The 24,812-nt window shown below is 43.9% G+C and carries 23 protein-coding genes; 13 read left to right on the forward strand and 10 right to left on the reverse strand.

What is annotated here, in order from left to right; translation table 11 throughout:
* Positions 1-42: 42 nt before the first annotated feature.
* The 3 genes from flgK (at position 43) to ACWYU8_RS13800 (ending at position 4,730) form a co-directional block, all read left to right on the forward strand.
* The gene (gene flgK / locus ACWYU8_RS13790) at positions 43-1,983 is read left to right on the forward strand and encodes a flagellar hook-associated protein FlgK (RefSeq protein WP_457520234.1); all 1,941 of its coding nucleotides are present in this window, start codon (positions 43-45) and stop codon (positions 1,981-1,983) included.
* Positions 1,984-1,996: 13 nt separating this feature from the next.
* The gene (gene flgL, locus ACWYU8_RS13795; protein ID WP_457520235.1) at positions 1,997-3,190 is read left to right on the forward strand and encodes a flagellar hook-associated protein FlgL; all 1,194 of its coding nucleotides are present in this window, start codon (positions 1,997-1,999) and stop codon (positions 3,188-3,190) included.
* 385 nt (positions 3,191-3,575) lie between these two features.
* On the forward strand, positions 3,576-4,730 hold the full coding sequence (locus ACWYU8_RS13800) for a flagellin (RefSeq protein WP_457520236.1): 1,155 nt from the start codon (positions 3,576-3,578) through the stop codon (positions 4,728-4,730).
* A 412-nt stretch (positions 4,731-5,142) separates the two neighbouring features.
* Here the strand turns inward: ACWYU8_RS13800 and crr are convergent, their stop codons facing one another.
* The 5 genes from crr to cysZ all read right to left on the reverse strand — a co-directional run bounded on the left by crr (position 5,143) and on the right by cysZ (position 10,070).
* Positions 5,143-5,652, reverse strand: a complete 510-nt coding sequence (gene crr / locus ACWYU8_RS13805; protein ID WP_248331168.1) for a PTS glucose transporter subunit IIA — start codon at positions 5,650-5,652, stop codon at positions 5,143-5,145.
* Positions 5,653-5,773: 121 nt separating this feature from the next.
* Positions 5,774-7,498: a phosphoenolpyruvate-protein phosphotransferase PtsI gene (gene ptsI / locus ACWYU8_RS13810; protein WP_457520237.1), complete on the reverse strand. Its 1,725-nt coding sequence runs from the start codon at positions 7,496-7,498 to the stop codon at positions 5,774-5,776.
* A gap of 140 nt (positions 7,499-7,638) precedes the next feature.
* Complete coding sequence (locus tag ACWYU8_RS13815) at positions 7,639-7,896, reverse strand: HPr family phosphocarrier protein (RefSeq protein ID WP_005382043.1); 258 nt, start codon at positions 7,894-7,896, stop codon at positions 7,639-7,641.
* Between the two features lie 297 nt (positions 7,897-8,193).
* Positions 8,194-9,162 (reverse strand): cysteine synthase A, encoded by a 969-nt coding sequence (gene cysK, locus ACWYU8_RS13820; RefSeq protein WP_457520238.1) that lies wholly within the window; start codon positions 9,160-9,162, stop codon positions 8,194-8,196.
* A gap of 164 nt (positions 9,163-9,326) precedes the next feature.
* Positions 9,327-10,070, reverse strand: a complete 744-nt coding sequence (gene cysZ, locus ACWYU8_RS13825) for a sulfate transporter CysZ (protein WP_457520239.1) — start codon at positions 10,068-10,070, stop codon at positions 9,327-9,329.
* A gap of 250 nt (positions 10,071-10,320) precedes the next feature.
* Between cysZ and zipA the strand changes: the two genes are divergently transcribed.
* The 4 genes from zipA to ACWYU8_RS13845 all read left to right on the forward strand — a co-directional run bounded on the left by zipA (position 10,321) and on the right by ACWYU8_RS13845 (position 15,733).
* Entirely contained in the window at positions 10,321-11,292 is a 972-nt protein-coding gene (gene zipA, locus ACWYU8_RS13830) for a cell division protein ZipA (protein WP_457520240.1), read from the forward strand.
* 87 nt (positions 11,293-11,379) lie between these two features.
* The gene (gene ligA, locus ACWYU8_RS13835) at positions 11,380-13,392 is read left to right on the forward strand and encodes an NAD-dependent DNA ligase LigA (RefSeq protein WP_457520241.1); all 2,013 of its coding nucleotides are present in this window, start codon (positions 11,380-11,382) and stop codon (positions 13,390-13,392) included.
* 499 nt (positions 13,393-13,891) lie between these two features.
* Positions 13,892-15,277 carry a multidrug transporter gene (locus ACWYU8_RS13840; RefSeq protein WP_457520242.1) on the forward strand — a complete coding sequence of 462 codons (1,386 nt, stop codon included), beginning with the start codon at positions 13,892-13,894 and terminating at the stop codon, positions 15,275-15,277.
* 93 nt (positions 15,278-15,370) lie between these two features.
* Complete coding sequence (locus ACWYU8_RS13845) at positions 15,371-15,733, forward strand: DUF2799 domain-containing protein (RefSeq protein WP_457520354.1); 363 nt, start codon at positions 15,371-15,373, stop codon at positions 15,731-15,733.
* 847 nt (positions 15,734-16,580) lie between these two features.
* On the opposite strand, the gene ACWYU8_RS13850 is transcribed toward ACWYU8_RS13845, so the two are convergent.
* The 5 genes from ACWYU8_RS13850 to ACWYU8_RS13870 all read right to left on the reverse strand — a co-directional run bounded on the left by ACWYU8_RS13850 (position 16,581) and on the right by ACWYU8_RS13870 (position 21,254).
* The gene (locus ACWYU8_RS13850; RefSeq protein ID WP_457520243.1) at positions 16,581-17,042 is read right to left on the reverse strand and encodes an NfeD family protein; all 462 of its coding nucleotides are present in this window, start codon (positions 17,040-17,042) and stop codon (positions 16,581-16,583) included.
* A gap of 9 nt (positions 17,043-17,051) precedes the next feature.
* Complete coding sequence (locus ACWYU8_RS13855; RefSeq protein WP_457520244.1) at positions 17,052-17,969, reverse strand: SPFH domain-containing protein; 918 nt, start codon at positions 17,967-17,969, stop codon at positions 17,052-17,054.
* A 158-nt stretch (positions 17,970-18,127) separates the two neighbouring features.
* The gene (locus ACWYU8_RS13860) at positions 18,128-18,982 is read right to left on the reverse strand and encodes a co-chaperone YbbN (protein WP_457520245.1); all 855 of its coding nucleotides are present in this window, start codon (positions 18,980-18,982) and stop codon (positions 18,128-18,130) included.
* Between the two features lie 487 nt (positions 18,983-19,469).
* On the reverse strand, positions 19,470-20,297 hold the full coding sequence (locus tag ACWYU8_RS13865) for an SDR family oxidoreductase (RefSeq protein WP_457520246.1): 828 nt from the start codon (positions 20,295-20,297) through the stop codon (positions 19,470-19,472).
* 39 nt (positions 20,298-20,336) lie between these two features.
* Positions 20,337-21,254: a TIGR01777 family oxidoreductase gene (locus ACWYU8_RS13870; RefSeq protein ID WP_457520247.1), complete on the reverse strand. Its 918-nt coding sequence runs from the start codon at positions 21,252-21,254 to the stop codon at positions 20,337-20,339.
* Positions 21,255-21,525: 271 nt separating this feature from the next.
* Between ACWYU8_RS13870 and ACWYU8_RS13875 the strand changes: the two genes are divergently transcribed.
* The 6 genes from ACWYU8_RS13875 to yfcE all read left to right on the forward strand — a co-directional run bounded on the left by ACWYU8_RS13875 (position 21,526) and on the right by yfcE (position 24,745).
* Positions 21,526-22,260, forward strand: coding sequence for a DUF1538 family protein (locus ACWYU8_RS13875; protein ID WP_457520248.1), 735 nt, complete (start codon positions 21,526-21,528; stop codon positions 22,258-22,260).
* Positions 22,257-23,048 carry a DUF1538 domain-containing protein gene (locus tag ACWYU8_RS13880; RefSeq protein WP_457520249.1) on the forward strand — a complete coding sequence of 264 codons (792 nt, stop codon included), beginning with the start codon at positions 22,257-22,259 and terminating at the stop codon, positions 23,046-23,048. Before ACWYU8_RS13875 ends, ACWYU8_RS13880 begins: the two co-directional genes overlap by 4 nt.
* Positions 23,038-23,388, forward strand: a complete 351-nt coding sequence (locus ACWYU8_RS13885; protein ID WP_444494164.1) for a P-II family nitrogen regulator — start codon at positions 23,038-23,040, stop codon at positions 23,386-23,388. Before ACWYU8_RS13880 ends, ACWYU8_RS13885 begins: the two co-directional genes overlap by 11 nt.
* Positions 23,385-23,786, forward strand: coding sequence for a CBS domain-containing protein (locus ACWYU8_RS13890; RefSeq protein ID WP_457520250.1), 402 nt, complete (start codon positions 23,385-23,387; stop codon positions 23,784-23,786). The genes ACWYU8_RS13885 and ACWYU8_RS13890 overlap by 4 nt, the downstream gene beginning before the upstream one ends.
* A gap of 141 nt (positions 23,787-23,927) precedes the next feature.
* Complete coding sequence (locus ACWYU8_RS13895; protein WP_457520251.1) at positions 23,928-24,137, forward strand: hypothetical protein; 210 nt, start codon at positions 23,928-23,930, stop codon at positions 24,135-24,137.
* 62 nt (positions 24,138-24,199) lie between these two features.
* Positions 24,200-24,745, forward strand: coding sequence for a phosphodiesterase (gene yfcE, locus ACWYU8_RS13900; protein ID WP_457520252.1), 546 nt, complete (start codon positions 24,200-24,202; stop codon positions 24,743-24,745).
* The last annotated feature ends 67 nt before the right edge of the window (positions 24,746-24,812 follow it).

Below are 24,812 nucleotides of genomic sequence, written 5' to 3' on the forward strand. Positions count from 1 at the left end.
GTGATCGGTTTTTACCGGTTTTTTTCGTTTTTGGGGGCATGTATGGCGTCAGATCTTCTGAATGTAGGTACTCAAAGTGTGCTTACCGCTCAGAGACAGTTAAATACCACTGGTCATAACATTTCTAATGTTAATACAGATGGTTACAGTCGTCAGTCGGTAGTACAAGGCACTAACGATCCGCGCCAGTTTGGTGGAGCTACCTACGGAATGGGCGTGCATGTGGAAAATGTTCGCCGCTCCTGGGATCAGTTTGCCGTTAATGAACTCAACTTGTCATCGACCAACAATGCCAACAAAACGGATACCCAAGATAACCTAGACATGCTGTCTGGCATGCTCAGCTCTGTTGCCTCCAAAAAGATTCCTGAAAATCTCAATGAGTGGTTTGATGCGGTTAAGACTATGGCCGATACTCCGAATGATTTAGGGGCGCGAAAAGTGGTCTTAGAGAAGGCAAAAATCTTTTCTGATACATTGAACGACTTCCATGAAACGGTGCGCTTACAGTCTGAAGTGACCAACAAAAAATTGGACATGGGCATTGAACGCATTAACCAGCTTGCGCTGGAGATCCGTGATATTCACCGTTTAATGATGCGCGCGCCCGGTCCTCATAATGATCTGATGAATCAGCATGAAAAGCTGATTACGGAACTGTCTGAATACACCAAAGTGACCGTTACCCCACGCAAAAATGCAGAAGGTTTTAATGTCCATATCGGCAATGGTCATACCCTGGTGTCCGGCACTGAAGCCAGTCAGTTAAAGATGATTGATGGCAATCCAGATGTTCATCAGCGACGTTTAGCCATGGTGGAAGGGGATGCTATCAAGGCGATTAAATCGGATGATATCGACGGCAAAATTGGTGCCCTGCTCGATATGCGTGACCAGCACATTCCTCAGTTGCTTGATGAGATGGGTAGATTAGCGACTGGATTCTCATACCAAGTCAATCAGTTGCAATCCCAGGGTTTAGACCTGAACGGTAAAATTGGTCAAAACGTATTTACTGATGTGAACTCGGAGTTGGTAGCCAAATCACGTGTGTCTGCTGCGCCGAATTCACAGGCTGATGTGGCTGTCTATGTGGACGATATCTCCGCGATCAAAGGCGGGGAATACGCGCTGCGCTATGATGGTGACCGATATAGCGTAACGACTCCGAAAGGTGAACAGCTTCAGTTGAATATCGATCAGTCGGATTCTTCTTTCTTGCTGGATGGTATGAAAGTGCAGATCGGTGAAGGCCTCGCCGCTGGAGAACGAGTACTGTTGCGTCCTACGCGTAGTAGTGCCGCCATGATTAAAATGGAAACCAACGACGCTAAAGCCATTGCGGCACAAAGCTATGAAGCGTCCACCACCTTTGCTCAGGGCAAGGCAAAATTCAACATTTATCAAGCCGGAGACGTCAAAGAGTTTGAGGTTACGGTGCAGCCTGCCGACGAAAAACACGACAAAGCATGGCTAAAGATTACCGATACCAAAGGCAATGTGTTATCCGATAAATACGCTTACCCACTTGATAAAGATAATCCAACTATCGAAATTTCTGTGCCGACGAATCATCCGCTGTATAAAAATGGCGATGCTACGGTTTTTGAACTCACAGACGGTGCGCTGCTGAACGATAAATTTACCGCCAACTTGGTGCCGTCAGAAGGTGGTAACGGTAACTTAAGAAAAATGCAGCAGTTGCAGACCAACAAAATGATGGATGATAAGTCGAACACCCTGATTGATGTTTACCACAATCTGAACACGGAAGTGGGATTGAAGTCGGCAACCGCGAACCGTTTAGCGTCCGTTGCTGGTCTGGAGCACGAAGCGGCAAAAGAACGTGTGGCATCCATTTCGGGTGTCAATTTAGATGAAGAAGCGGCCAATATGATGAAATTCCAGCAGGCTTACATGGCGTCGTCACGCGTAATGCAGGCAGCGAATGACACCTTCAACACCATTTTACAACTGAGGTAAGGAGAGGAGATAAGTGTTAACCCGAATTTCTAGTTTCCACAACTATCAGTCCGTCCAAAATGACTTGCGCCGCCAGGAGAACAAGGTTCATCACAACCAGGAGCAACTGGCCTCCGGTAAGAAGCTACTTAAGCCAAGTGATGATCCACTGGCAACGCACTACATCCAGAACATCGGTCAGCAGCAGGATCAATTACAGCAGTACCTGAGCTCGATTGTCCTAGTGCGTAACCGTTTAGAAAGCCACGAAGTGAATATCGCGAGCGCTGAAAACTTCGCGGATGAATCGAAACGTCTTAGCATGGAAATGATAAACGGTGCGTTCTCTGCAGAAGACCGTCAAGCCAAAAAGCGTGAGTTAGAAGAAATCGCCAATAATTTTTTTAACTTAGTTAACGTACAAGATGAGTCTGGAAATTACGTATTCGCAGGGACCAAACCCCAAAGTCAGCCTTTTTATCAGGATAAAGATGGCAGTGTGCAGTACGCAGGTGACGATTATCAGCGCAAGATGAAAGTCTCTGGCATGCTGGAAATGCCGATGAATGATCCGGGCAGCAAACTGTTTATGGACATCCCTAATCCGTTTGGTGACTACCAGCCCGATTACGATTTACAAAATGGTTCTGAGCTGTTGCTGGGTCAAGCGACCAATACCGACAGTGAAGACACGGCCTCGTATCGCGTAACCTTTGTTGATATGAATAACGGCAAATTTGGTTATCAGTTAGAGCGCAACGGCAGAGTAGTCGATGCCGATGAATTTTCCCCAAAACAAGGTATTGAGTACAACGGGTTAACTGTGCATGTGAAAGGGCAGATTACGCCTGGTGATAGCATTGGAATTGAGAAGCGCGAATCTTTTAGTATTTTCGATACCTTTAAACAAGCCATGTTATGGTCCGATAAATCTGTATCGGATGCATCAGCAACGGCTAAGCTACATCAAATGACCGAAGAGTTTCAGGCGGCCTTTATTCATCTCAATAAAGCTCGCACAGATATCGGGGCAAGATTGAGTACCCTCGATATTCAGGAGCAAAATCACGAAGATTTTAATCTGTCACTGGCCAAGGCGAAGAGCAATTTTGAAGACCTGGATTACTCGAAAGCGGTCATTGAATTCAGCGAGAACTCACGAGCGCTGCAAGCCTCACAGCAAGCTTTTGGTAAAACCAAAGATCTGACGCTGTTTAATTATATTTAGAGTTCACATAGCTTAACCAGAGCCGTTTTGTAAGTCTTTAATGCCTTATGTGCCATGCCTTAAGCGCGAAGTCGCCTCATTATCGTTCGGTTGTTTAAGCGGCATAGTATTACCTAAAGCGGCAAAAGTCGGTAACTCGTTGTCGTTCTTCGCTGACCTCTGTCGCATTAATGTAATTGTATCTTTATGTTTATATTGATTTTTATTTTAAATTTACATGAATTAATAGTTGGCATATAAATTGTATTGAGATTGTCAGAACAGATTTTAATTTCTAAACCCTGTATTCAGACAGGTTTAGTGAGTCATTCTTACGGTCAGTGCCTATCCAAATGAGAGTTAAGCTGGCCGCTTCGCAAAGCTTGCGAACTCAAAGGAGAGCAAAATGGCTGTAACAGTAAGTACTAACGTCTCCGCGATGACCGCGCAGCGCTATCTGAACAAAGCGACGGACGAGCTAAATACTTCGATGGAGCGCCTGTCATCAGGTCACAAGATTAACAGTGCAAAAGACGACGCGGCAGGTCTGCAGATTTCTAACCGTCTGACAGCACAGTCTCGTGGTCTGGATGTGGCTATGCGCAACGCGAACGATGGTATCTCGATTGCACAAACGGCTGAAGGCGCGATGAACGAAGCAACGTCAGTGATGCAGCGTATGCGCGATCTAGCGATCCAGTCATCTAACGGCACGAACTCTCCTGCGGAGCGTAAGGCAATTAACGAAGAATCTTCAGCGCTGATTGATGAGCTAAACCGTATTGCTGAAACGACGTCATTTGGTGGCCGTCGCTTACTTAACGGTTCATTCGGTGAAGCGGCATTCCAGATCGGTGCGAGCTCTGGTGAAGCCATGATCATGGGACTTACCAGTATCCGTGCTGATGATACCCGCATGGGTGGCGTGACTTTCTTCTCTGAAAGCGGTAAAGGCAAAAATTGGAGTGTTGAACCGAACAAAGCGGATCTGAATATCACACTGCCAGGCATGGGCCAGGATGAAGACGGAAATGTTGATGATTTAGACATTAACATTACGGCTAAAGCGGGTGACGACATTGAAGAGCTTGCAACCTACATTAACGGTCAGTCTGATATGATCAGTGCGTCGGTCAGTGAAGATGGCAAACTACAGATTTTCGTTGCAGATCCAAACATTCAAGGTGATATTTCTATCTCTGGTGGCCTTGCGTCTGAACTGGGTTTAAGCGATAACGCGGTGAGAACGTCAGTGCAAGACATTGATATGAACACAGTTCAGGGCTCACAGAATGCGATTTCAGTATTGGACTCAGCGCTGAAATACGTCGACGCGCAGCGCGCTGATCTTGGTGCGAAGCAAAACCGTCTGAGCCACAGCATTAACAACTTGGCGAATATCCAAGAAAACGTAGACGCGTCGAATAGCCGAATTAAAGATACAGACTTTGCGAAAGAAACCACGCAAATGACCAAAGCACAAATTTTGCAGCAGGCTGGGACGTCGATTCTTGCTCAAGCGAAACAGTTGCCAAACTCTGCAATGTCACTATTGCAGTAGTTTATGGCCAAACGACTTCGCTGAACCTAGCACTCGAGGTTGTTTGGGTATATGAGTCCTGTATTCAAATTATCCAGACGTGGATACGAATATGGGCTTTTGGCAAGCAACTTTATAACAGAATGAGCGGCTCTCTCATCTCTCACCTGCCAATCATTTTCAATGTAAAGTTGCACTCGGTCTGCCGGAAATGTGTTCATTTCTCTTGATTTCCACATTAGCTCTGGCGACCAAACTAGCCCCGGTTCTCTCAAAGGAAAGGGGCTTTTCTTTTTCCCGATCCAGCAAACCCAGCCTAAATCGTTGCTTAACTATTCTTGTCAGTGAACGTCACTGATCAAAACGCAAAAACAGCAGGCAATAAAAAACGCTGCCATGGCAGCGTTTTTCCGTGTTCGATAGTAAGTAAAAATTACTTAGTTACACGTAGAACTGGAGTTTCACCAACAACTACAGAACCAGAAAGCTTGTTCAGCTCTTTGATTTCGTCCATGTTAGAGATAACAACTGGAGTTAGCGTTGATTTCGCTTTCTCTTCTAGAAGAGCTAGATCGAATTCAATGATAGTGTCGCCAGCTTTAACCGATTGACCTTCTTCAGCGATACGCGTGAAGCCTTCGCCTTTAAGTTCAACTGTATCGATACCGAAGTGAACGAAAAGCTCAACGCCGTCGTCTGATTCGATAGAGAATGCGTGGTTAGTCTCGAAGATCTTACCGATAGTACCGTTTACAGGAGCTACCATTTTGTTGCCTGCTGGCTTGATAGCAATACCGTCACCAACGATTTTCTCAGCGAAAACAACATCTGGCACGTCTTCGATGTTTACGATCTCACCTGAAAGTGGTGCGATAATTTCGATTGCACCAGCATCAGCGCTGTCATCAGATACAAGCTTCTTAAGTTTGTCAAACAGACCCATTGTGTCATGCTCCTAAGGTTTGGTTTTATTCTGTCGAATTATAGTATACCAATATAGTTCATTAGACGACTTTTTTCGCCGTCTAATGGCCATTAGGTATTGAATTACTTGGTACTAGCGATTATTTCGTTTTCTCTGCAATGAACTTTTCTACCACAGCTTCAATCTCAGCTGCAGTTGGTAGAGAAAGTGCTTCTTCAGCCATTGCTTTCACTTCTGCGAAGTTAGAGTTACGGATAACTTTCTTCACTTTAGGGATAGAGATACCGCTCATAGAGAACTCATCCAGACCCATACCTAGAAGTAATAGTGTTGCACGCTCATCGCCTGCAAGCTCACCACACATACCAGTCCATTTACCTTCAGCGTGAGAAGCATCAATAACTTGTTTGATAACCGTAAGCACTGCTGGTGATAGCGGGTTGTAAAGGTGAGAAATCATCTCGTTACCACGGTCAACGGCTAGCGTGTACTGAGTCAGGTCATTCGTACCGATAGAGAAGAAAGATACTTCCTTCGCTAAGTGGTGCGCGATTGCTGCTGCTGCTGGCGTTTCAACCATTACACCGATTTCGATGCTTTCGTCGAATGCATGACCTTCAGCGCGAAGTTCTGCTTTGTACTCTTCGATTGCTTTCTTAAGCTCACGAATTTCTTCAACAGAGATGATCATTGGGAACATGATACGTAGTTTGCCGTGCGCTGATGCACGTAGGATCCCACGTAGCTGGTCACGAAGAATCTCACGACGATCCAAGCTGATACGTACTGCACGCCAGCCCAGGAACGGGTTCATCTCTTTTGGAAGATCCATGTATGGTAGATCTTTGTCGCCGCCGATATCCATAGTACGGATGATCACAGCTTGATCTTCCATTGCTTCTGCAACTTCTTTATAAGCTTGGTATTGCTCATCTTCAGTTGGCAGAGCGCTACGGTCCATAAATAGGAACTCAGTACGGTACAGACCAACACCTTCACCACCGTTACGGATGATACCGTCACAGTCTTTAACGGTACCGATGTTACCGCAAACTTCGACGCGGTGACCGTCAGTAGTCTCTGCGTGTAGGTCTTTTAGCTTAGCTAGCTCTTCTTTTTCAGCTTTGAATGCAGCTTTAACTGCTTTCGCTTCTTCTAGCTCAGCTTCAGATGGATTCACAACAATCTTGTTGTTCATCGCGTCAAGAATCAGCATGTCACCATTCTTTACGCGCGATGTGATGTCATTAGTACCAACGATAGCTGGTAGCTCAAGTGAGCGAGCCATGATTGAAGTGTGTGAAGTACGACCGCCGATGTCACATGCGAAACCAAGAACGTAGTCAAGGTTGATCTGTGCAGTTTCTGATGGAGTCAAGTCGTAAGCAACCAAGATTACTTCTTCATTGATGTCACTTAGGGATACGATGTTGATACCTAGTGCGTTTTTCACGAAGCGAGAACCGATATCACGGATGTCAGTTGCCCGTTCTTTCAGGTATTCGTCGTCTAGAGACTCAAGAGCACATGCTTGCTCTTCGATAACGGTGTGGATAGCGTTATCTGCAGTCAGCTTGTCGTTTTTGATTAGTGCTAGGATTTCTTCTTCTAGCTCTTCATCTTCAAGAAGCATGATGTGACCTTCAAAGATCGCTTCTTTTTCTTCACCAAACGTTTCAAGCGCTTTTTGCTTGATTGTTTCTAGTTGAGCGGAAGATTTTTCACGAGCGTCAAAGAAACGCTGAACTTCAGCTTCTACTTGATCATCAGAAATAGTGTTTGTGTTTAGGACAATTTCATCTTCTTGAAGTAGTAGTGCTTTACCGATTGCAATACCAGGAGATGCTAGGATGCCTGAAATCATAGCCTTACCTTAAGTTTGGTCAACTTTATAAAACGGGAGAATAATGGGTGCGCTAACGAATAGTTTTAGCTTAGTTTTGAGCCTATTTCCAACAAAGCCATTTTGTTTTCACAAAATGGCTTTTGGAGTAGGAGGCCTGATTAGTGCAGTTGGTCCATTAGAGCAACTAGGTGGTCTACTGCTTGCTGAGCTTGTGGGCCTTCAGCAGAAATAGTTACCTGAGTACCTTTTACTAGGCCAAGTGTTTGTAGCTTGAAAAGGCTCTTAGCGCTAGCGCTTTTACCATTAGAAGTCACAGTGATGTCTGCATCGAACGCTTTCGCTTCTTTAACAAACTGTGCAGCTGGACGAGTGTGAAGACCGTTTTCTGCTGTGATTTCTACTTGCTTCTCGTACATGTGATATACCCCAATAAATGTATTTTTTTGTTAGTAGTGACTAAGTTTAGCTTAACTGCTTTACAACTTGTGCGCTAGCACGGGAGAGTTCAAAGCGTGTTAGATCTGATACTAGTCAAAAGTTCTGCAACTACGCAACTGTTTGCGTGCGTAATCACTTTGAAACCTTTTTGTGGTCTGCTTCTTTATTTTGAAGCTAGAAATAAAACACCCCGATATTACCAAAGGTTGGGCAGGGATCAACAAAAAAGCCCCTGACCGGGGCTTTTTTAAACGAAAAGTTGATTTGAACACGTATTACTGTTGGTTCTCTTTTTCAGTAAAGATGCCAGCAAATAGCGCCGTGCTTAGGTAACGCTCACCTGAGCTTGGCAGAATTGCTACGATAGTTTTCCCTTCAAATTCAGGTAGTTCTGCAATGCGGTTTGCTGCAACTACTGCTGCGCCTGAAGAGATTCCTGCAAGGATACCTTCCTCTTCCATAAGGCGGCGAGCCATCTCAATAGCTTCTTCAGAAGTAACTGGCTCAACACGGTCCAGAAGTTCTAAATCTAGGTTACCAGGGATGAAACCGGCACCGATACCTTGGATTTTGTGTGGAGCTGGTTGAATTTCTTCCCCTGCTAGTGCTTGGGCAATGACTGGTGACTCTGCTGGTTCTACCGCAACAGAAGTAATTGCTTTGCCTTTTTCGCCTTTGATGTAACGGCTTGTACCAGTGATAGTACCGCCAGTACCAACGCCAGCGACAAGTACGTCGATAGCACCGTCAGTCGCTTCCCAAATTTCTGGACCTGTTGTCTTCTCGTGAATTTCTGGGTTAGCTGGGTTGTTGAATTGTTGTAGAAGAAGGTATTTTTCAGGATTGCTTGCTACGATTTCTTCTGCTTTAGCGATTGCACCTTTCATGCCTTTCGCTGCTTCAGTTAACTCTAGGTTTGCGCCAAGTGCTTTTAGAAGCTTACGACGTTCAAGGCTCATTGACTCAGGCATAGTCAGAGTAAGCTTGTAACCGCGAGCGGCTGCTACGAAAGCTAAAGCGATACCTGTGTTACCACTGGTCGGTTCTACTAATTCAACGCCAGGCTTAAGTTTGCCTGATTTTTCAGCATCCCAAATCATGTTTGCGCCGATGCGGCATTTAACGCTGAAGCTTGGGTTGCGCGCTTCGATTTTTGCCAGAACGTTACCTTTGCTCACTTTGTTTAAGCGAACTAGGGGAGTGTTACCAATAGTAAGAGAGTTATCTTCGTAGATCTTGCTCATAGTGATGTTCCTTCATTACACGTTGTGTGAATATAGTTAGAAGAATATTAGGTCTAAAAAAAAGGAAAAGGATTAAAAAGTTATATCTTATTAGGTTGTCCGAGATTTCAGCAAAAGAATAGGGAAAAGCCGAAGTCCTCCCGTATTCTTTCGCATGCTACTGATTATCTCTGATGTTTGAATTCTGCGACCCACATTGCAGTGGCACCACATATCGCAACGGGCATCACAATCAGATTCAGAATTGGGATTGTCGTAAATACTGAAACCATAACGCCAAACCCGTAGGCTTTGCCCTGTTTTTGTTTCAATTTGTAACGCATATCGTTGAACGGGATTTTGTGGTTATCAAATGGATAGTCACAATACTGGATGGCTAACATCCAGGCAGTGAAGATAAACCATAGAAATGGTCCAACAGTTTGTCCCAGTGCTGGGATAAGTAGCAATAAGAATAAACCAATCGCTTTAGGAAGAGTATAAAGCAGCTTGCGCCATTCTCGGGCCAGAACGCGAGGAATATCTTTAATAACAGCAGTGAAACCGTCGTCATTAATCTTTTGTCCGGTTAGATACTCTTCTACTTTCTCAGCCAGCAGACCGTTGAACGGTGCGGCGATAAAGTTAGCTAACGTGCTAAAAAAATACGAAAAAGTCGCTAGTATGGTAAGCGCAAGTAAAGGCCAAAGAACATAAGTAAGCCAGGATAGGATATCTGGCAGTTGCCCAATCCAGCCTTCAATCCATGTATTAAGATGAGAGAACATGTAAAAAATAGCACCACCAACAAGCAGGACGTTTGCAAGTAGAGGCAATACGACAAAGCGTCTTATCTTTGGTGACAGTGCGAGCTTTATACCATATAGGAAATAACCGAATCCGGTTTTAGGCTGATTGTTTAGCGTCATATCCATTTCGTTTTGAGAGAATGAGAACTCATTGTACCTGTCGCGACTTTTCTTTCAATGCCCTAACAATTAGCCTCTTGTAAAGTGGAATCGTGGCAAGAATCACAACAAAAAAGTGAACTTCTTGCATTAAGTTGTTCTAAACCTACATATAGTTTTGGTAAAGTAAACGCATCATTAAGAATTATTGCACTTGGGTTGCTGCTCAAGGAAGTGCGAGTAGTACAAACAAGTATATTGAGAGTAAATAATGCAGGAATTGCGATTCGTACTCATTGTTGTTGGCGCATTAGCCATCGCGGCGCTGCTGTTTCATGGTTTGTGGAGCAGTAAAAAAGAAGGCAAAGCAAAATTTGGTAACAAGCCGCTTGGTAAGTTGGAAGTTGACCAAGGTAAAGCTAGCCGAATCAAGAAGGAGCGGATTGTCGATTCTGCTCCAGAAGACGATGTTGAAATCATTCGTAAAGATCGCCAAGAGCCAGATTTTGGCATGGAAAACACGTTTGATACCAGGATTGAGTCAGATCCCCTGTTTGGCGGAGTAGTGGAAGACAAGCCATTCAAGGATGAGCCTGAAGAGGTTTCTTCGTTTGTGGCTGGTAAGTCTCACGATGATGAAGTCGTCGTTAAAGAGCCGTTTAATCAAGAATCGTTTATCCAAGAGCCAGTGATGCAAAATCCTGTTCAACCAACGGTAGATGAATCTGTACCGCCTGCATTTACTGATCCGGTTCCGCAGATGGAAGTGACTGAAGAACCAATCATTGCTGCTGCCCCTGAAGAAGAACCTAAGCTTGAACCAGAAATGCAGGTGATTGTTCTCAATGTGCATTGTGCTGGTGAAGAGCCATTTGTAGGGACAGAACTGTTTGATAGCATGCAACAAAATGGCCTTATCTATGGTGAGATGGATATCTTCCACCGACACGTTGATCTGTCTGGTACGGGCAAAGTGCTGTTTAGCGTTGCGAATATGATGCATCCAGGCACGTTAGCTCATGGTGATCCAGCAGAATTTGCCACCAAAGGCATCTCGTTCTTTATGACATTACCTTGCTTTGGTGAAGCGGAACAAAACTTCAACTTGATGCTTCGTACGGCGCAACAGATTGCCGACGATATGGGCGGAAATGTTCTGGATGATCGCAGAAACCTGATGACTCCAGACCGCTTGGCGTCTTATCGTCGTCAAATAGTTGAGTTTAAGACGGCTAACGCATAATCTTAAGACCAAATAAAGAAGGGCTCCGGTTGGAGCCCTTTTTCTTCGATTCCAACCTCACCGATTGAAAAAATACGGGGCTTTAATATGTCTGAATCAGTACTTCAACGACTAGAAGAACTAAAAGAGTCGTTGCATTACCACGCTGTTCGTTACTACGTGGAAGATAACCCAGAGATTCCTGATGCTGAGTATGATCGACTCATGCGTGAATTACTGGAAATTGAAGCGCAAAACCCGGATTTAGTAACTATTGATTCTCCAAGCCAGCGCGTTGGTGGTAAACCTTTATCTGAATTTAGCCAGGTAACACATGAAGTACCGATGCTATCGTTAGACAACGCTTTTGATGATAGTGAGTTGGACAGCTTCCACAAACGAGCGCAGGACCGGGTCGGCAACCAAAGTATAAAGCAATACTGTTGCGAGCCTAAATTGGATGGCTTAGCCGTAAGTTTGCTGTACGAAAATGGGATTCTTGTGCAAGCAGCGACTCGTGGTGATGGGACAACGGGTGAAAACATCACTGAAAACGTTCGAACAATTAATGCTATCCCACTGAAGTTGAGAGGCGATGATTGGCCTGCTCGTCTTGAAGTGCGTGGTGAAGTCTTCATGCCAAAAGCAGGCTTTGAAAAGCTAAATGAGTTGGCTCGTCAAAAAGGGGATAAGGTTTTTGTTAACCCTCGTAACGCAGCGGCTGGTAGCTTACGTCAACTAGACTCGCGTATTACGGCTTCTCGCCCACTGAGCTTCTATGCTTACAGTGTTGGTGTTGTTCAGGGAGCTGAATTGGCTGCCAGTCATTATGAACGTTTTCTGCAAATCAAGTCCTGGGGGCTACCGATGTGTCCTGAAACCAAGCGTGTAGAAAGCTTGGCTGAAGTGAAAGCGTACTACCAAGACATATTACAGCGTCGTGATGATCTACCGTATGAAATTGATGGTGTTGTAATTAAAGTTGACGATATTGCAATTCAGGAACGATTGGGATTTGTTGCTCGCGCTCCACGATGGGCGATTGCTTACAAATTCCCGGCACAAGAAGAGATCACCACGCTAAATGAAGTCGAGTTTCAGGTTGGGCGTACCGGAGCAATTACTCCTGTAGCAAAACTGGAACCCGTTTTTGTGGGTGGCGTGACAGTCAGTAATGCCACTTTGCATAACGCGGATGAAATTGAACGTCTGCAAGTTAAAATTGGTGATCAGGTCGTGATTCGCCGTGCTGGTGATGTGATTCCTCAAGTGGTCTCTGTGATCCGCGAACGCCGACCAGAAAACGCGAGAGATATCCTCTTTCCTTCACTTTGTCCGGTTTGTGGTTCACACGTGGAACGTATCGAAGGGGAAGCGGTCACTCGATGTACGGGTGGTTTGGTTTGTCAGGCGCAGCGCAAGCAGGCTTTGAAGCACTTTGTGTCTCGTAAAGCGTTAGATGTAGATGGCCTGGGCGATAAAGTGATTGAACAACTTGTAGATCGCGAAATGGTGGAAACCCCTGCGGACTTGTTTAAGTTGTCGGCGGGAATTTTGACGGTCTTAGAGCGTATGGGGCCTAAGTCAGCGCAAAATATTGTCAATGCACTAGAAAAGTCTAAGTTAACGACGTTACCTCGTTTCTTATACTCATTAGGTATCCGAGAGGTAGGGGAAGCGACCGCAGCTAATCTGGCTCAGCATTTCAAGTCACTTGATTTGATACAAGTCGCGACAGAAGAACAGTTAATTGAGGTTCAGGATATTGGTGGTGTGGTAGCGAAGCATATCACGACCTTCTTTGACGAAGAGAAAAACCAAGCCGTCGTGAAAGATTTACTCGACCAAGGCATCCACTGGCCAGAAATCAATATTCCAGAGCAAGGAGTGGAATTGCCGTTAGAAGGTAAGACCGTGGTGCTAACAGGGACTCTTTCTCAATTAGGTCGCACCGAAGCAAAAGAAGCACTACAAGCGCTTGGGGCGAAAGTAACCGGCAGTGTTTCTAAGAAAACGGATATTCTATTTGCAGGTGAAAATGCGGGTTCTAAATTGGCAAAAGCTCAAGAGTTGGGGATTGAAATTAAAACCGAGCAAGACTTACTCGACTTGATGAATTAAGTTAAGCCAAAAAGCAAATACCTTTCTAATCAGCCCCAGCAGCTAAGCTTCTGGGGCTTTTTCTTTTCTTGTATTAAGTCCGTAATTTACTCCTAATTCGACGTTTTTGATCTTTCAGTGATCAAGTTCTCTACCTGAATAATTTAAATTATTTTGTTATCTACTCTGCGAGGCACTTCAAGTTAGTGCTGGTATTTTTATTTATATAACTGATTTATAAATAATTTTTTGTTTTTGTCTTGGTGTATTTAAAAAATAAGATCTGGATCAATAACTAATATGGAAGTTTGTTGTCGCTCATATTTTTTTAGAAAAAAAATAAGTTCCATTTGGATGTTTTTTGTCGCGAAGTTAGTCTTAATGACGTGTGATACACGGTGTGTATACAGGAACTAAAAAAGCCGAGTTAGGAATAACGAAGCTTAATATTTCTCTCCTTCGGCGGCCAACTTAAGGAGAGATAGAAAAAACAGCTATATCTATTTTTAGGAGTTTTTCCATGGACAAATTTTTTAAAGTATCTGCGCTAACCGCAGCAATGATGGGGGCGGTAGTTGCAGCTCCTGTTATGGCTGAAGATCCAGTAGGTCCAGCTTATGCGGGTGCAGTTTCAGAGTTTTTCTCTGAGTCTACAATCAGCGGTAATGTAAACTTCTTTATGCGTGCTCGTGATCGCGCGGGTAAAGATGCAGACGGCAATGATACATCTAAAGTTGCTAACTTAGACCACGGTTCAATCTTCGCTAATCTGGGTTTCCACTCTGGTTATATAGCCGACACGATTGGTTTTGATACTGTTATCTACTCTACTTTCGATATGTGGAATAATGCGTCATTCGAACACGAGATGAACTTCTTCGATTGTGACTCTCCATACGGCGCTGGTAGCTCATGTGATTCATACGAAACTGACAATGGCGTATCGTTTGCTTCCGCAGCAGTTAAGTTTAAGTTTGGTGAAAACTTTAATGCTAAACTAGGTTACTTCCAGCCATCTGTTCCTAGTTCTCTAGGTGTGAACTGGTCATTTGCTCCGGGTACTTATCGTGGTGGTGAAATCGGTGCAAACTTCGGTAAACTTGCTCTTGGCTTTGTTTACGCAGATGAATACAAAGCACCATGGTTCAAAGAAACTTACGAGTTCAATGAGGGGTCTTTCTGGGGTGGTGCAGGAAAAGAAGTCGGTGATGTTTACTCGTTTGGTGCTCGCTACGCTTTAGACAATGGTATCTCTTTTGATGCAGGTTACGGCGGTTTAACAGACGGTGACCGTAAGAATTTCCACTTCAAAGTGAAAGGCACAACAGATGGTGGTCTGTACTGGTCTCCACAACTTTACGTAGTTGATGATGATAACCAATACGACAGCACTGCGTTCCAAGTGGCTCTTTTAACTTCTCAATCTATGGGTCAGTACAATTTCCGTGCTGAAGCAACTTACACGTCGGCAGATTCTGATGACAAGCGTGGCCAAGTCGGTAACATGGCTTACCGTCTGACTGAGCAATATGGCGGTTCAAACGGTGCTTACGATATTTGGTGGAACAACCGTTCTGACTTTAACCACGATGGTGAATATGCGTTCTTCCTATCTGCAGCGCGTGACTTCTCAGATATCGGTGGTAACGGATTTAGCGCAGGTCTAAGTGGTGCTTACGGTGGTGGTGCTAAAGCGTCTGGCTTCGATGAATTGGTAGAGTACTCATACAGCTTCTTCGCAAACTACGCAATTCAAGGTGGCGCGCTTAAAGATGCTAACATCAGCTTCTACTACACTAACTTCTACAATGATTCTGATGCGTCAGATTGGGGTCCATACTCTAACGCATTTAACGATGAAACAGACTTTAAACTAATTCTAACTATGCCATTCGGCGTAAAATAATGAGTTGAATTGAAAAAGCTGAGCAAACGCTCAGCTTTTTTTTGCCATCTGCTCAAGTTATATAGTCGTTATTACTTTGGTATTGGTTGGATTATGAAGGAAGTACTGTTTATTTCGTTGGTGTTACTTTCTCTGCAAGCATGTAGTAACAGCCCTAAAACGGCCGCTGAATATTGGTATGGTCAAGGTGAAAGATTTGGTGCCAATGGTTATCAATATGACAATGACATTTTAACTACACTAAAAAAGTCGGTTGCTTTCGATGAAGAATCATACAAAAGCGGTTATCAGGCAGGGAAAGCGGAGTACTGTGATCCGTTTAGCGCTTTTGAAAAAGGTGTTCAGGGCGTTCGTTATGATGATCAATGTGCAGGTCAGTCGCAAGAAATAATGATTAAAGCGGAATGGCAAAGAGGCTGGGATGCTTTTATCGGATCAGACTTTTACAAATTTTAATCAGTGATATTAAATGAAGTGAGAAGTTTACCTAAGAGAATAATCTGACCCAGATAAACTTCGTCTAATCATTGAGTTTGAGAGGCTATTTATATACGCCTCCATACATTTTGCATAATTCTCGAGGAAGTTGTTTAACGGTGCCATCACTAAAGGTACAGTCAACTCCAGCACCAAATACATGCCCGGCATTTTGAGCGAATGAAACAGGTGAAGAAAATACCAAGCATGCAAAAATTAAAGTGGCTATTCGTTTCATGGTAAACCTCTTACTTATTAATGAATTTAGATTTTCTTCTAATACATTAATTTATAATCAAATAAAAAATTAAAGAGAACACTGTATATAGACTCTGTTTCGCGGCATGTTTAAATATATTAACATTACTCAATAAGCACTCAGTTGCTATTGGTTTTGTTTTGTAACTTGGCGTCTAAAGTATTGTTACGATCCAGCCAAAGTAAAACACATATCTATACTCAAGACTAAGCTTCTATCTAAAACACTTCTCGTCTTTCATAGTTCATCTTTTCACTTACCTAAAATATAAGCATTAAATACTATGCTTATGAATTAAGTATGTATAGAGGAAAAGAAAGATCAAAAAATAAATTAGTAATATTTTATTTTTTATATTGAAATTAGATGCAGTCAAAATATTTAATTTGATTTTATCTTGTTGATTTTATTATTTGTGTTTAAATTTAATCAAGAGTATAAAGAGAGGATGACCATATTATTATAAAACTTAATTTTTATTAGCAATTTAAACAAGATGATGAAATAAAAGAATAATTAAGATTAGATAATAACGGAGCGATGAACGCTCCATTATTTTTACATAAGTTACTTAGAAACAGGTTCTATGATCAGAATAATCCCTTCCACGGCCACTATTTTTACTCTGGTTCCCGCCGGAAGAGCCTCATCAGATTGTGCTGACCAAGTGGTATCTGCCACATGAATTCTATTCAGACCAATGGAAAAGTCTTCTTCGATGGTAAGTGTTCTGCCAATCAGTTGTTTGTATTTTTGATTCAAGTCCCGTACTTGATCATCTTCTTTATCTTGCTTCCATTGTCGCCGCCACCATAACCAGGTGGTGATTAAACTGAATGTGGCAAAAGATAACCATTGTAGTTGCCAGCTCATCGGTAGCATTGACAGTATCACCCCAACAATTAGCGCTGAAATACCAAGCCAGAGGCAGTAGCCTGCGGTGCCAAGTAACTCGATTGCAAGCAGGGCTAATCCTAGTGCTAGCCAGTGCCAGAAAGTGATCCCATCTAGTAAGCTAATGAAGTCCATAGGCAGGTCTTATTCTTTATTCTGTTGTTTAAACATTTCGGCAATGCCTGCTACTGAACCCATTAGGCCAGTGGCTTCAAGCGGTAGCATGATGATTTTGCCATTTTCTGCTTGGCCAATACTCTTTAATGCGTCGGTATAACCCTGTGCAATAAAGTAATTCACGGCTTGCATGTCACCTTTCGCAATCGCTTCTGAAACTACAGCGGTCGCTTGGGCTTCTGCTTGTGCAGCACGTTCGCGAGCTTCAGCATGGAGAATCGCAGACTGCTTCTCACCTTCTGCTTTTAATATTTGCGATTGTTTATGGCCTTCTGCTTTAAGGATCTCTGCTTGGCGGATCCCCTCCGCTTCAAGAATTTCAGCACGCTTATTACGTTCCGCTTTCATCTGAGCATTCATAGCCGCCGTTAAGTCTGCTGGTGGCTGTACATCTTTGATTTCGATACGTGTGACTTTTACACCCCAAGGGTTAGTTGCTTGGTCAACGATAGCGAGTAACTTGGAATTGATCATGTCACGTTGGCTGAGCATTTCGTCTAACTCCATCGAGCCTAACACGGTACGAATATTAGTAAGAGTAAGGTTTCTGATGGCGTGTTCGAGATCGTTAACCTCATACGCTGCTTTTGCTGCTTCGATAACCTGTACAAAGCCCACAGCGTCAATCGTAACATTGGCGTTATCTTTACTGATAACCTCTTGTGCGGGAATATCTAAAACTCGCTCCATCATATTAATTTTATGACCAATACGGTCGATAAAAGGAATGATGAGGTTTAATCCGGGTTTTAGGGTGTGGGTATAACGGCCAAACCTCTCAACAGTCCAGTTGTTCCCTTGAGGAACCGTTTTTATGGCAGATGAAAGAATAATAATGGCAAGGACAACAAAAATACCGATAGTAATCAATGAATCAACTGGCATGGAATATTCCTTTCAATGCATGATGTTTCATTCATTTTTACCCATTTGTTGCAATTAGACAATTGAAGGCAGGGATCGATTTGCTGTTGTTTGATGTCAGACATGATAAAGGCCGGAATTCACCGACCTTTTTGATTTAAATCCAAATTTCCGTTCACTTAGTACAAGATAGAGTACAGTTGGCGGCGATACTTACTGGCCAAGACATTACCCTGACCTAATGCACTCAGAATATCCATAAAGGTTTTCTTCACTTCTCCATCCTGAGCGCCTAAATTCACTTTAAGAATGTTCCAAAGCAGTTCTAACGCTTCTTCATCACGACCAACTTGGTTGTATTGAACTGCTAACTCACATGCCAGTTCGATATTGTCTGCGTTTGCGGCGTATTCGTGCTCCAAACGTTGAAGCTCTGGACTGTTTGCTGCTTGCTGATGCAGTTCAAGTTTTGCTAACAATCCTTTGTAGTAGTTGTCTTGATACTCAAGGGGAATTGAACCTAATAGCTCTTGCGCAACTTCAAACTGTTTTGTTTCTAGTAAGCAGTCTGCCGTTGCTAGCTTAACATCACCACGAGACTGCAGTTCTGCAGGTAGTGTTTGAATGATGTTCAATGCTTCGGCGTGTTGGCCTTGTTGCAGCAACTCTGAGGCCTGCTTTAGCGATTGTTCATCGGGGCTTGGGAGGTGTTTTTGCAGCATAGTGGCGATAGCATTGATGGGCTGAGGGCCACCTAAACCATCGACTGCCTGGCCATTGATAAACAGAGCGATAGTGGGTAACACCTGGACACCAAACTGAGACGCCAAAGCGGGTTGATTTTCGCAATTAAGTAAAGCAAGGGTAAAGGCACCATTATACTGTTGAGTCAGCGATTGTAACTCAGGGAGTATTTGTGCGCTTTCTGGTTGCGCATTAGCCCAGAAATGGATCAGAACAGGCGCGTTCATTGATCCTTCAAGTGTTTCGCGAAAGTTCTGTTCTGTGAGCTCAACGATAAATGGGGATTGCATCAGAGTATCCTTGCTTTTGTTTCTTGTCGTTGGTTATTGATATGGAGTTGTTTTCGTGGAAATTCAAGCAGTATAGCCAAATAACCACGAGATGTTTGGATTGATTAGATTTAGATAGCATCGAAAAGAAAAACGCTGCCGAAGCAGCGTTGTCCTGATAACAAGCGAAAGTGGTATTAAATTGGCGATTTTTGCACGGGGATTGTTATTTTCATCATGCAAATGTGGTATCAGAATAGGATGAACAAGGCCAACACTACACCCACACTAAGCCAGTTAAGCTGATTTAATGTCATTATTGTCTCGCATTAGTACAAAACAGATTGGGTGGCGATACCAAATCTAACCAAGTCATTGTACTAAAAAAATATTCATTTTTGTGCAAGATTTGCTTAGATATTGATTCGAACAGTTGAGGTTTTTTTAACCTACATGCTCATGATGGCATCACATTGTTACGATGAAATTACACGACAACAAAAGTATTTTATGCTGCTTGTCGCAAAATTTTATCGAGCAACCGTGTGGGTAATAACCTTTTTAGTACGGCGAACACCTTAGTTGGTGTTGTAATACGATAACGGATTTTCGGTGAATCGCTGGTCAGTGCATGAAGGACTGGAGCAATACACGCTTCGGCTGGCAGAACGAATTTGTTATTTGACTTGTCTTTGTCTAAGCGCTTTTTCTGACCTTCATAGGCAATACGGTGTGGGCTGGATTCCACATCGATCCACTGTTCAAATGCTTTGAGTGCATTTTGTCTGAACTGGGTCTCGATAGGGCCAGGCTCAATGATCGCGACTTTAATATTGGTATCTGCCAGCTCAAGCCTTAAGGTGTCTGTCCATCCTTCCAGAGCAAACTTAGAGGCATTATAGGCACCGCGATATTTCATTGCAGCAAAGCCAAGTATAGAGCTGTTTTGAATAATACGGCCTTCGCCCTGAGATCTCATATGAGGAAGAATCTCCTGCACCAGTTGATGCCAACCGAAAAAGTTGGTTTGAAATTGTGCTTTGAGTGCTTCAATCGGGAGATCTTCTAGTGCTCCGGGTTGACCATATGCTCCATTGTTGAATAGGGCGTAGAGTTTTCCCTGTGCCAGTTCTACGGCCTGCTTTGCACCTTGGGTGATGCTATCAGGGTCATTGAGATCAAGTTGGATGCAGGTTAAGCCTTCCGCTTGCAGTCGCTGGACATCGTCGTGATGTCGGCAGGATGCGATGACATTAATCCCTTGCTTTTTCAGGGCATGAGCACATACGTAGCCAATACCGGTCGAGCAGCCAGTGATGAGAATAGACTTGTTCATAAATTACGCTCAGAATAAACATTCAATAAGGCTTATCATTCAACAGCTTCGTTCATGAAGCAAGTGCTTCAGTGCTGGTTCAATTCTCGAATAAGTAAACTGGAAATCAAGTTCTGTAAGTTTCTTAGGCTTAGCTCTGATGCTGTCGAACAACAGACAGGCGGATTCCCCCATCACGGTTTCCATGACCCATTTTGGCGTGAACAACAGATGTGGTCGTTTTAACGTTTTTGCTAATGTGGCGCTGAAAATCCTGTTGGTTACCGGGTGCGGCGCGCACATGTTGAACGCGCCGTGTGCGTGAGGAGTGTTTAGTAAATAGATAATAGCGCGGACCATATCGAGAATATGAATCCAGGGCATGTATTGGTTTCCGCTTCCAAGAGGTCCACCTAGGCCTAACTTGTAGGGCAGTAACATTTTTGCCAGCGCACCGCCATTCAGGCCGAGTACAACCCCAGTTCGCAATAAACAAACGCGAGTATTTTCAGATTCTGCACGCTTTGCAATCTGCTCCCACTGTTGGCAGACAATATGGGGAAAATCGTTATTGTTGACATGCAGACACTCGTCAAAAGGGTGCTCTTGTTGGTCGCCATAATAGCCAACAGCGGATCCACTGATAAATACCGCCGGAGGTTTGGTACTGGCGTGGATCAATTCGACAATTTTCTCTGTTATGTGCCAGCGGCTTTTGCAGATTTTATCTTTCTGCTTCTTTGTCCATCGCTTGTCTGCGATAGGCTCCCCCGCAAGGTTAATCACTGCGTCAATATGATTGAGGTCAGCCAGATGAGCCAGAGAATCGATATACTCAATATTACCAAGGTCGGCATGTTTGAGTTGCTGTCTGGCTTTTTCTGGTGAACGTGTTAATAGCACTACACGATGTGTAGTGAGTAGTTTAAGCAACTCTGAGCCGATAAATCCGGTTCCGCCGGTTAGTAATATATTCATGGCTTCTCATGAATTGGAACAAACATGACAACAGTATAGTCACTTTGCTTGTCGCGTGATCACATTCCCTCAGTGTATTCAGCGTACGTCAGAGTTCTTCGTAAAAATCGAACTTTCGTATCAACTTCACATAATGAAAAATTGTAACTGTTTGTTATTGGTGACACTGACTTGTTCACATTTGCATCAAGCAATTTATGCCAGACTGGTATTAAGTCGTGTCAATTAAGTATCACTTTGGCTATATACAGCGTTCACCAAGAGGGGAGATATGGAAGCATTTGTTGCTCTTTTTCGGGCTCTCCTCAATAGTGCGCGCGATCTTTTGCCAATTGTCATTGTCATCGTTTTTTTTCAACTAGTCGTATTACAAGAGCCTTTGCCGAATCTGGTTTCCATTCTTCTTGGCTTATTATTCGTCATTTTAGGACTCACGTTTTTTATTTTTGGATTAGAACTCGGCCTTTTCCCGATTGGTGAAAGCATGGCTCAGGCGTTTGCGAAAAAGGGCAGTGTGTTCTGGTTATTAGTCTTCGCTTTTTGTTTAGGGTTTGGCACCACCATTGCAGAGCCCGCATTGACCGCCGTTGCAGAGAAATCCGCTCAGGTGGCTGCGGAGGGTGGCATGATTACTAACTCCCCGCAGTCAATGCATGATTATGGCACCGGGCTTCGTGTGACAGTGGCTTTGTCGGTCGGGATAGCGATCGTTATTGGTGTGCTTCGAATTTTGAAAGGTTGGCCAATCCATTACATGATCATTGGCGGGTACGTCGGTGTGGTGGTGTTAACCTGGTTTGCACCTGAATCTATCATAGGAGTGGCTTACGATTCAGGAGGAGTGACGACATCAACGATTACCGTGCCACTTGTGACGGCGCTTGGCGTGGGACTTGCCTCTTCAATCAAAGGGCGGAACCCGATGGTTGACGGTTTTGGATTGATCGCTTTTGCTTCTTTGCTGCCTATGATGTTTGTCATGGTCTATGGGATGGTTGTGGCATGATTTCATTTGAGCAATTTTTTAGCACTATATTTACCACCATTCGTGATGTTATCCCTATCGCCGCCATCATATTTGGTTTTCAGCTCGCAGTACTCCGTCGGCCAGTTAATAACCTGAAAAAAGTGCTGTTCGGGTTTGCCTATGTCATTTTAGGTTTGTCTCTGTTTTTACTCGGATTAGACATGGCGTTGTTTCCTCTGGGAGAAACCATGGCAATACAACTCACGAATCCTGACTTCTTACGTGAGTTCAAAGTATCGGTTGGACAGCAGCTGGAATGGGTCGACTATTATTGGGTGTATACCTTTGCCTTTTTTATTGGTTTCAGCACGACGATTGCGGAGCCATCATTAATCGCGGTGGCGATTAAAGCCAATCAGGTGTCCGGTGGCAGTATTCGTGTGACTGGTCTGCGTGTAGCGGTGGCACTAGGCGTTGCGATTGGGATAGCGTTGGGCAGTTATCGGATTGTAGCGGGAGACCCGATTCACTATTACATCATTGCAGGTTATATCGTCGTGGTCGTCCAGACTTTTTATGCTCCCCAGTTAATCGTCCCGTTAGCTTATGATTCAGGCGGAGTAACGACTTCAACAGTAACCGTACCGCTTGTTACTGCTCTGGGGTTGGGCCTCGCGTCAACGGTGCCGGGGAGAAACCCAATGATAGACGGTTTTGGTTTGATTGCCTTTGCCAGTTTGTTTCCGATGATATCCGTAATGGGATATGCACAAATTAGTCAGTGGCTTAATAAAGACATCTCGGAGGACGAAGAAAATGCGCTTTAAATTGATACTTGCGTTTGTTGAAGATGCCAGAACAGACAAGGTGCTTGATGCCGCTCGGGATGCTGGAGCGACAGGAGCAACGGTCATTAATAATGCTCGTGGACAGGGGCTCAATCAAAAACGAACCTTTTTTGGCTTAACTTTGGAAGTGCAAAAAGATGTGTTGTTGTTTGTTGTAGAGGAGCACCTCTCCCGGCATATATTGGAAACCATCAGTGAGGTAGGCGAATTTGACCGGGAGTCAGGGCAGGGTATTGCGATACAAATTGATATTGAAGATGCCGTTGGTGTTGCCCACCAAGTCGAGACTTTGGCTAAGGTCGTTGAGGATGAACTATGAGTAATCAGGCGATAGTACGAGTGAGAGATGTAATGGCTGCGACTTACGTTATGGTTGATGGACTGATGACGGTATACGAAGGTATTACATTGGCCAAAAAATATCAGGTTAAAGCACTGGTGGTTAAGAAGCGTGATGACAATGATGAGTTCGGTATTGTGCTGATGAATGATATTGCAAAAAAAGTATTAGCGAATAACCGGGCTCCTCAACGTACCAATATCTATGAAATCATGACAAAGCCTGCTCTGTGCGTCGGCCCAGACATGAACGTGAAATACTGTGCCAGATTGTTTGAACGATTCGGTATTAGCCGTGCACCAGTCATTGAAGATGGCGAGGTCATCGGTATGGTCAGCTATAACAACATCGTGATTAACGGCATGATAAGAGACTGACCGAAACCGTAATCAAGGAGAATGCTTTCTCAAGTCGGCGAAAGTGAATAATCTCTAACGTATTGATTATTTAAGATGTTGCATATGTGTTCTCTGGCATTTATTCTTTGTTCCCTAAGCTTATAGTCGAGGATTATTATCATGCCCTTAGTTGCTTGTCCGGTGTGTGAGAAACAGATTTCTAAACGAGCGCATACCTGCCCTGGATGTGGTGAGCCGGATCCACTGAATCATTTAGCAAAATCGAAGTTCATCTCAATGGTTTTTTGGCTAGTGGTACTTTTCGGTGCAGGTTACGCTGTATGGGTGTATTTGTTGCCAATGATGATTGAGTTTGTGCGTGACCAGTAAGCTGGTTGAGCTATCGCCAGAATGACGTAGAATAGCCTCATACATTTTGAGGAGATAATGCCGTGAAACTATTTTTTGCCTCAGATTTGCATGGCTCTTTACCTGCGGCTAAAGAAACTATTGAGCTGTTTATTGCGTCTGGAGCTGAGCATTTGATTCTGTTGGGGGATATTCTCAATCACGGGCCTAGAAACCCGATACCTGAGGGGTATAACCCATCACAGGTCGCTGAGCTATTAAATCAGTACAGCAATCAGATCATCGCAGTTCGTGGTAACTGTGATAGTGAAGTGGATCAGATGCTGTTAACTTTTCCTATGATGATGGACTATGCCTGGGTTTTGCTTGAATCCGGTCAACGCCTGTTTTTAACTCATGGTCATGTATACAACGGTATCAAGCGTCCGGAACTCAAAGAGGGGGATGTGATTGCACATGGCCACACCCACGTCCCTGTTGCGGAATTACAAGATGGCGTGACTATCTTCAATCCGGGTTCTATGACTTTTCCTCGTAATGGCTTGCCTCGAAGCTACGGCTTGATGAACGGAAACAAACTAGTAGTACAAACACCAGACGGTGAGGTTCTATCGCAGACAACAATCTAGCTATTGTTCTGCTGTTGGGAGCCGTCGAGTGTACCAGTTCAACCTGCGGTGATAGGGAACCTTGGGT

This window comes from Vibrio limimangrovi, from assembly GCF_054064025.1.

Coding starts and splice junctions, on each gene's coding strand:
- crr (WP_248331168.1), bottom strand. CDS start 5,652: ATGGGTCTGTTTGACAAACTTAAGAAGCTTGTATCTGATGACAGCGCT.
- ACWYU8_RS13845 (WP_457520354.1), top strand. CDS start 15,371: ATGAAGGAAGTACTGTTTATTTCGTTGGTGTTACTTTCTCTGCAAGCA.
- ptsI (WP_457520237.1), bottom strand. CDS start 7,498: ATGATTTCAGGCATCCTAGCATCTCCTGGTATTGCAATCGGTAAAGCA.
- ACWYU8_RS13885 (WP_444494164.1), top strand. CDS start 23,038: ATGCGCTTTAAATTGATACTTGCGTTTGTTGAAGATGCCAGAACAGAC.
- ACWYU8_RS13880 (WP_457520249.1), top strand. CDS start 22,257: ATGATTTCATTTGAGCAATTTTTTAGCACTATATTTACCACCATTCGT.
- ACWYU8_RS13870 (WP_457520247.1), bottom strand. CDS start 21,254: ATGAATATATTACTAACCGGCGGAACCGGATTTATCGGCTCAGAGTTG.
- ACWYU8_RS13855 (WP_457520244.1), bottom strand. CDS start 17,969: ATGCCAGTTGATTCATTGATTACTATCGGTATTTTTGTTGTCCTTGCC.
- ACWYU8_RS13890 (WP_457520250.1), top strand. CDS start 23,385: ATGAGTAATCAGGCGATAGTACGAGTGAGAGATGTAATGGCTGCGACT.
- ACWYU8_RS13860 (WP_457520245.1), bottom strand. CDS start 18,982: ATGCAATCCCCATTTATCGTTGAGCTCACAGAACAGAACTTTCGCGAA.
- ACWYU8_RS13840 (WP_457520242.1), top strand. CDS start 13,892: ATGGACAAATTTTTTAAAGTATCTGCGCTAACCGCAGCAATGATGGGG.
- ACWYU8_RS13800 (WP_457520236.1), top strand. CDS start 3,576: ATGGCTGTAACAGTAAGTACTAACGTCTCCGCGATGACCGCGCAGCGC.
- ACWYU8_RS13865 (WP_457520246.1), bottom strand. CDS start 20,297: ATGAACAAGTCTATTCTCATCACTGGCTGCTCGACCGGTATTGGCTAC.
- cysK (WP_457520238.1), bottom strand. CDS start 9,162: ATGAGCAAGATCTACGAAGATAACTCTCTTACTATTGGTAACACTCCC.
- ligA (WP_457520241.1), top strand. CDS start 11,380: ATGTCTGAATCAGTACTTCAACGACTAGAAGAACTAAAAGAGTCGTTG.
- ACWYU8_RS13850 (WP_457520243.1), bottom strand. CDS start 17,042: ATGGACTTCATTAGCTTACTAGATGGGATCACTTTCTGGCACTGGCTA.
- flgK (WP_457520234.1), top strand. CDS start 43: ATGGCGTCAGATCTTCTGAATGTAGGTACTCAAAGTGTGCTTACCGCT.
- ACWYU8_RS13875 (WP_457520248.1), top strand. CDS start 21,526: ATGGAAGCATTTGTTGCTCTTTTTCGGGCTCTCCTCAATAGTGCGCGC.
- ACWYU8_RS13895 (WP_457520251.1), top strand. CDS start 23,928: ATGCCCTTAGTTGCTTGTCCGGTGTGTGAGAAACAGATTTCTAAACGA.
- cysZ (WP_457520239.1), bottom strand. CDS start 10,070: ATGACGCTAAACAATCAGCCTAAAACCGGATTCGGTTATTTCCTATAT.
- ACWYU8_RS13815 (WP_005382043.1), bottom strand. CDS start 7,896: ATGTACGAGAAGCAAGTAGAAATCACAGCAGAAAACGGTCTTCACACT.
- zipA (WP_457520240.1), top strand. CDS start 10,321: ATGCAGGAATTGCGATTCGTACTCATTGTTGTTGGCGCATTAGCCATC.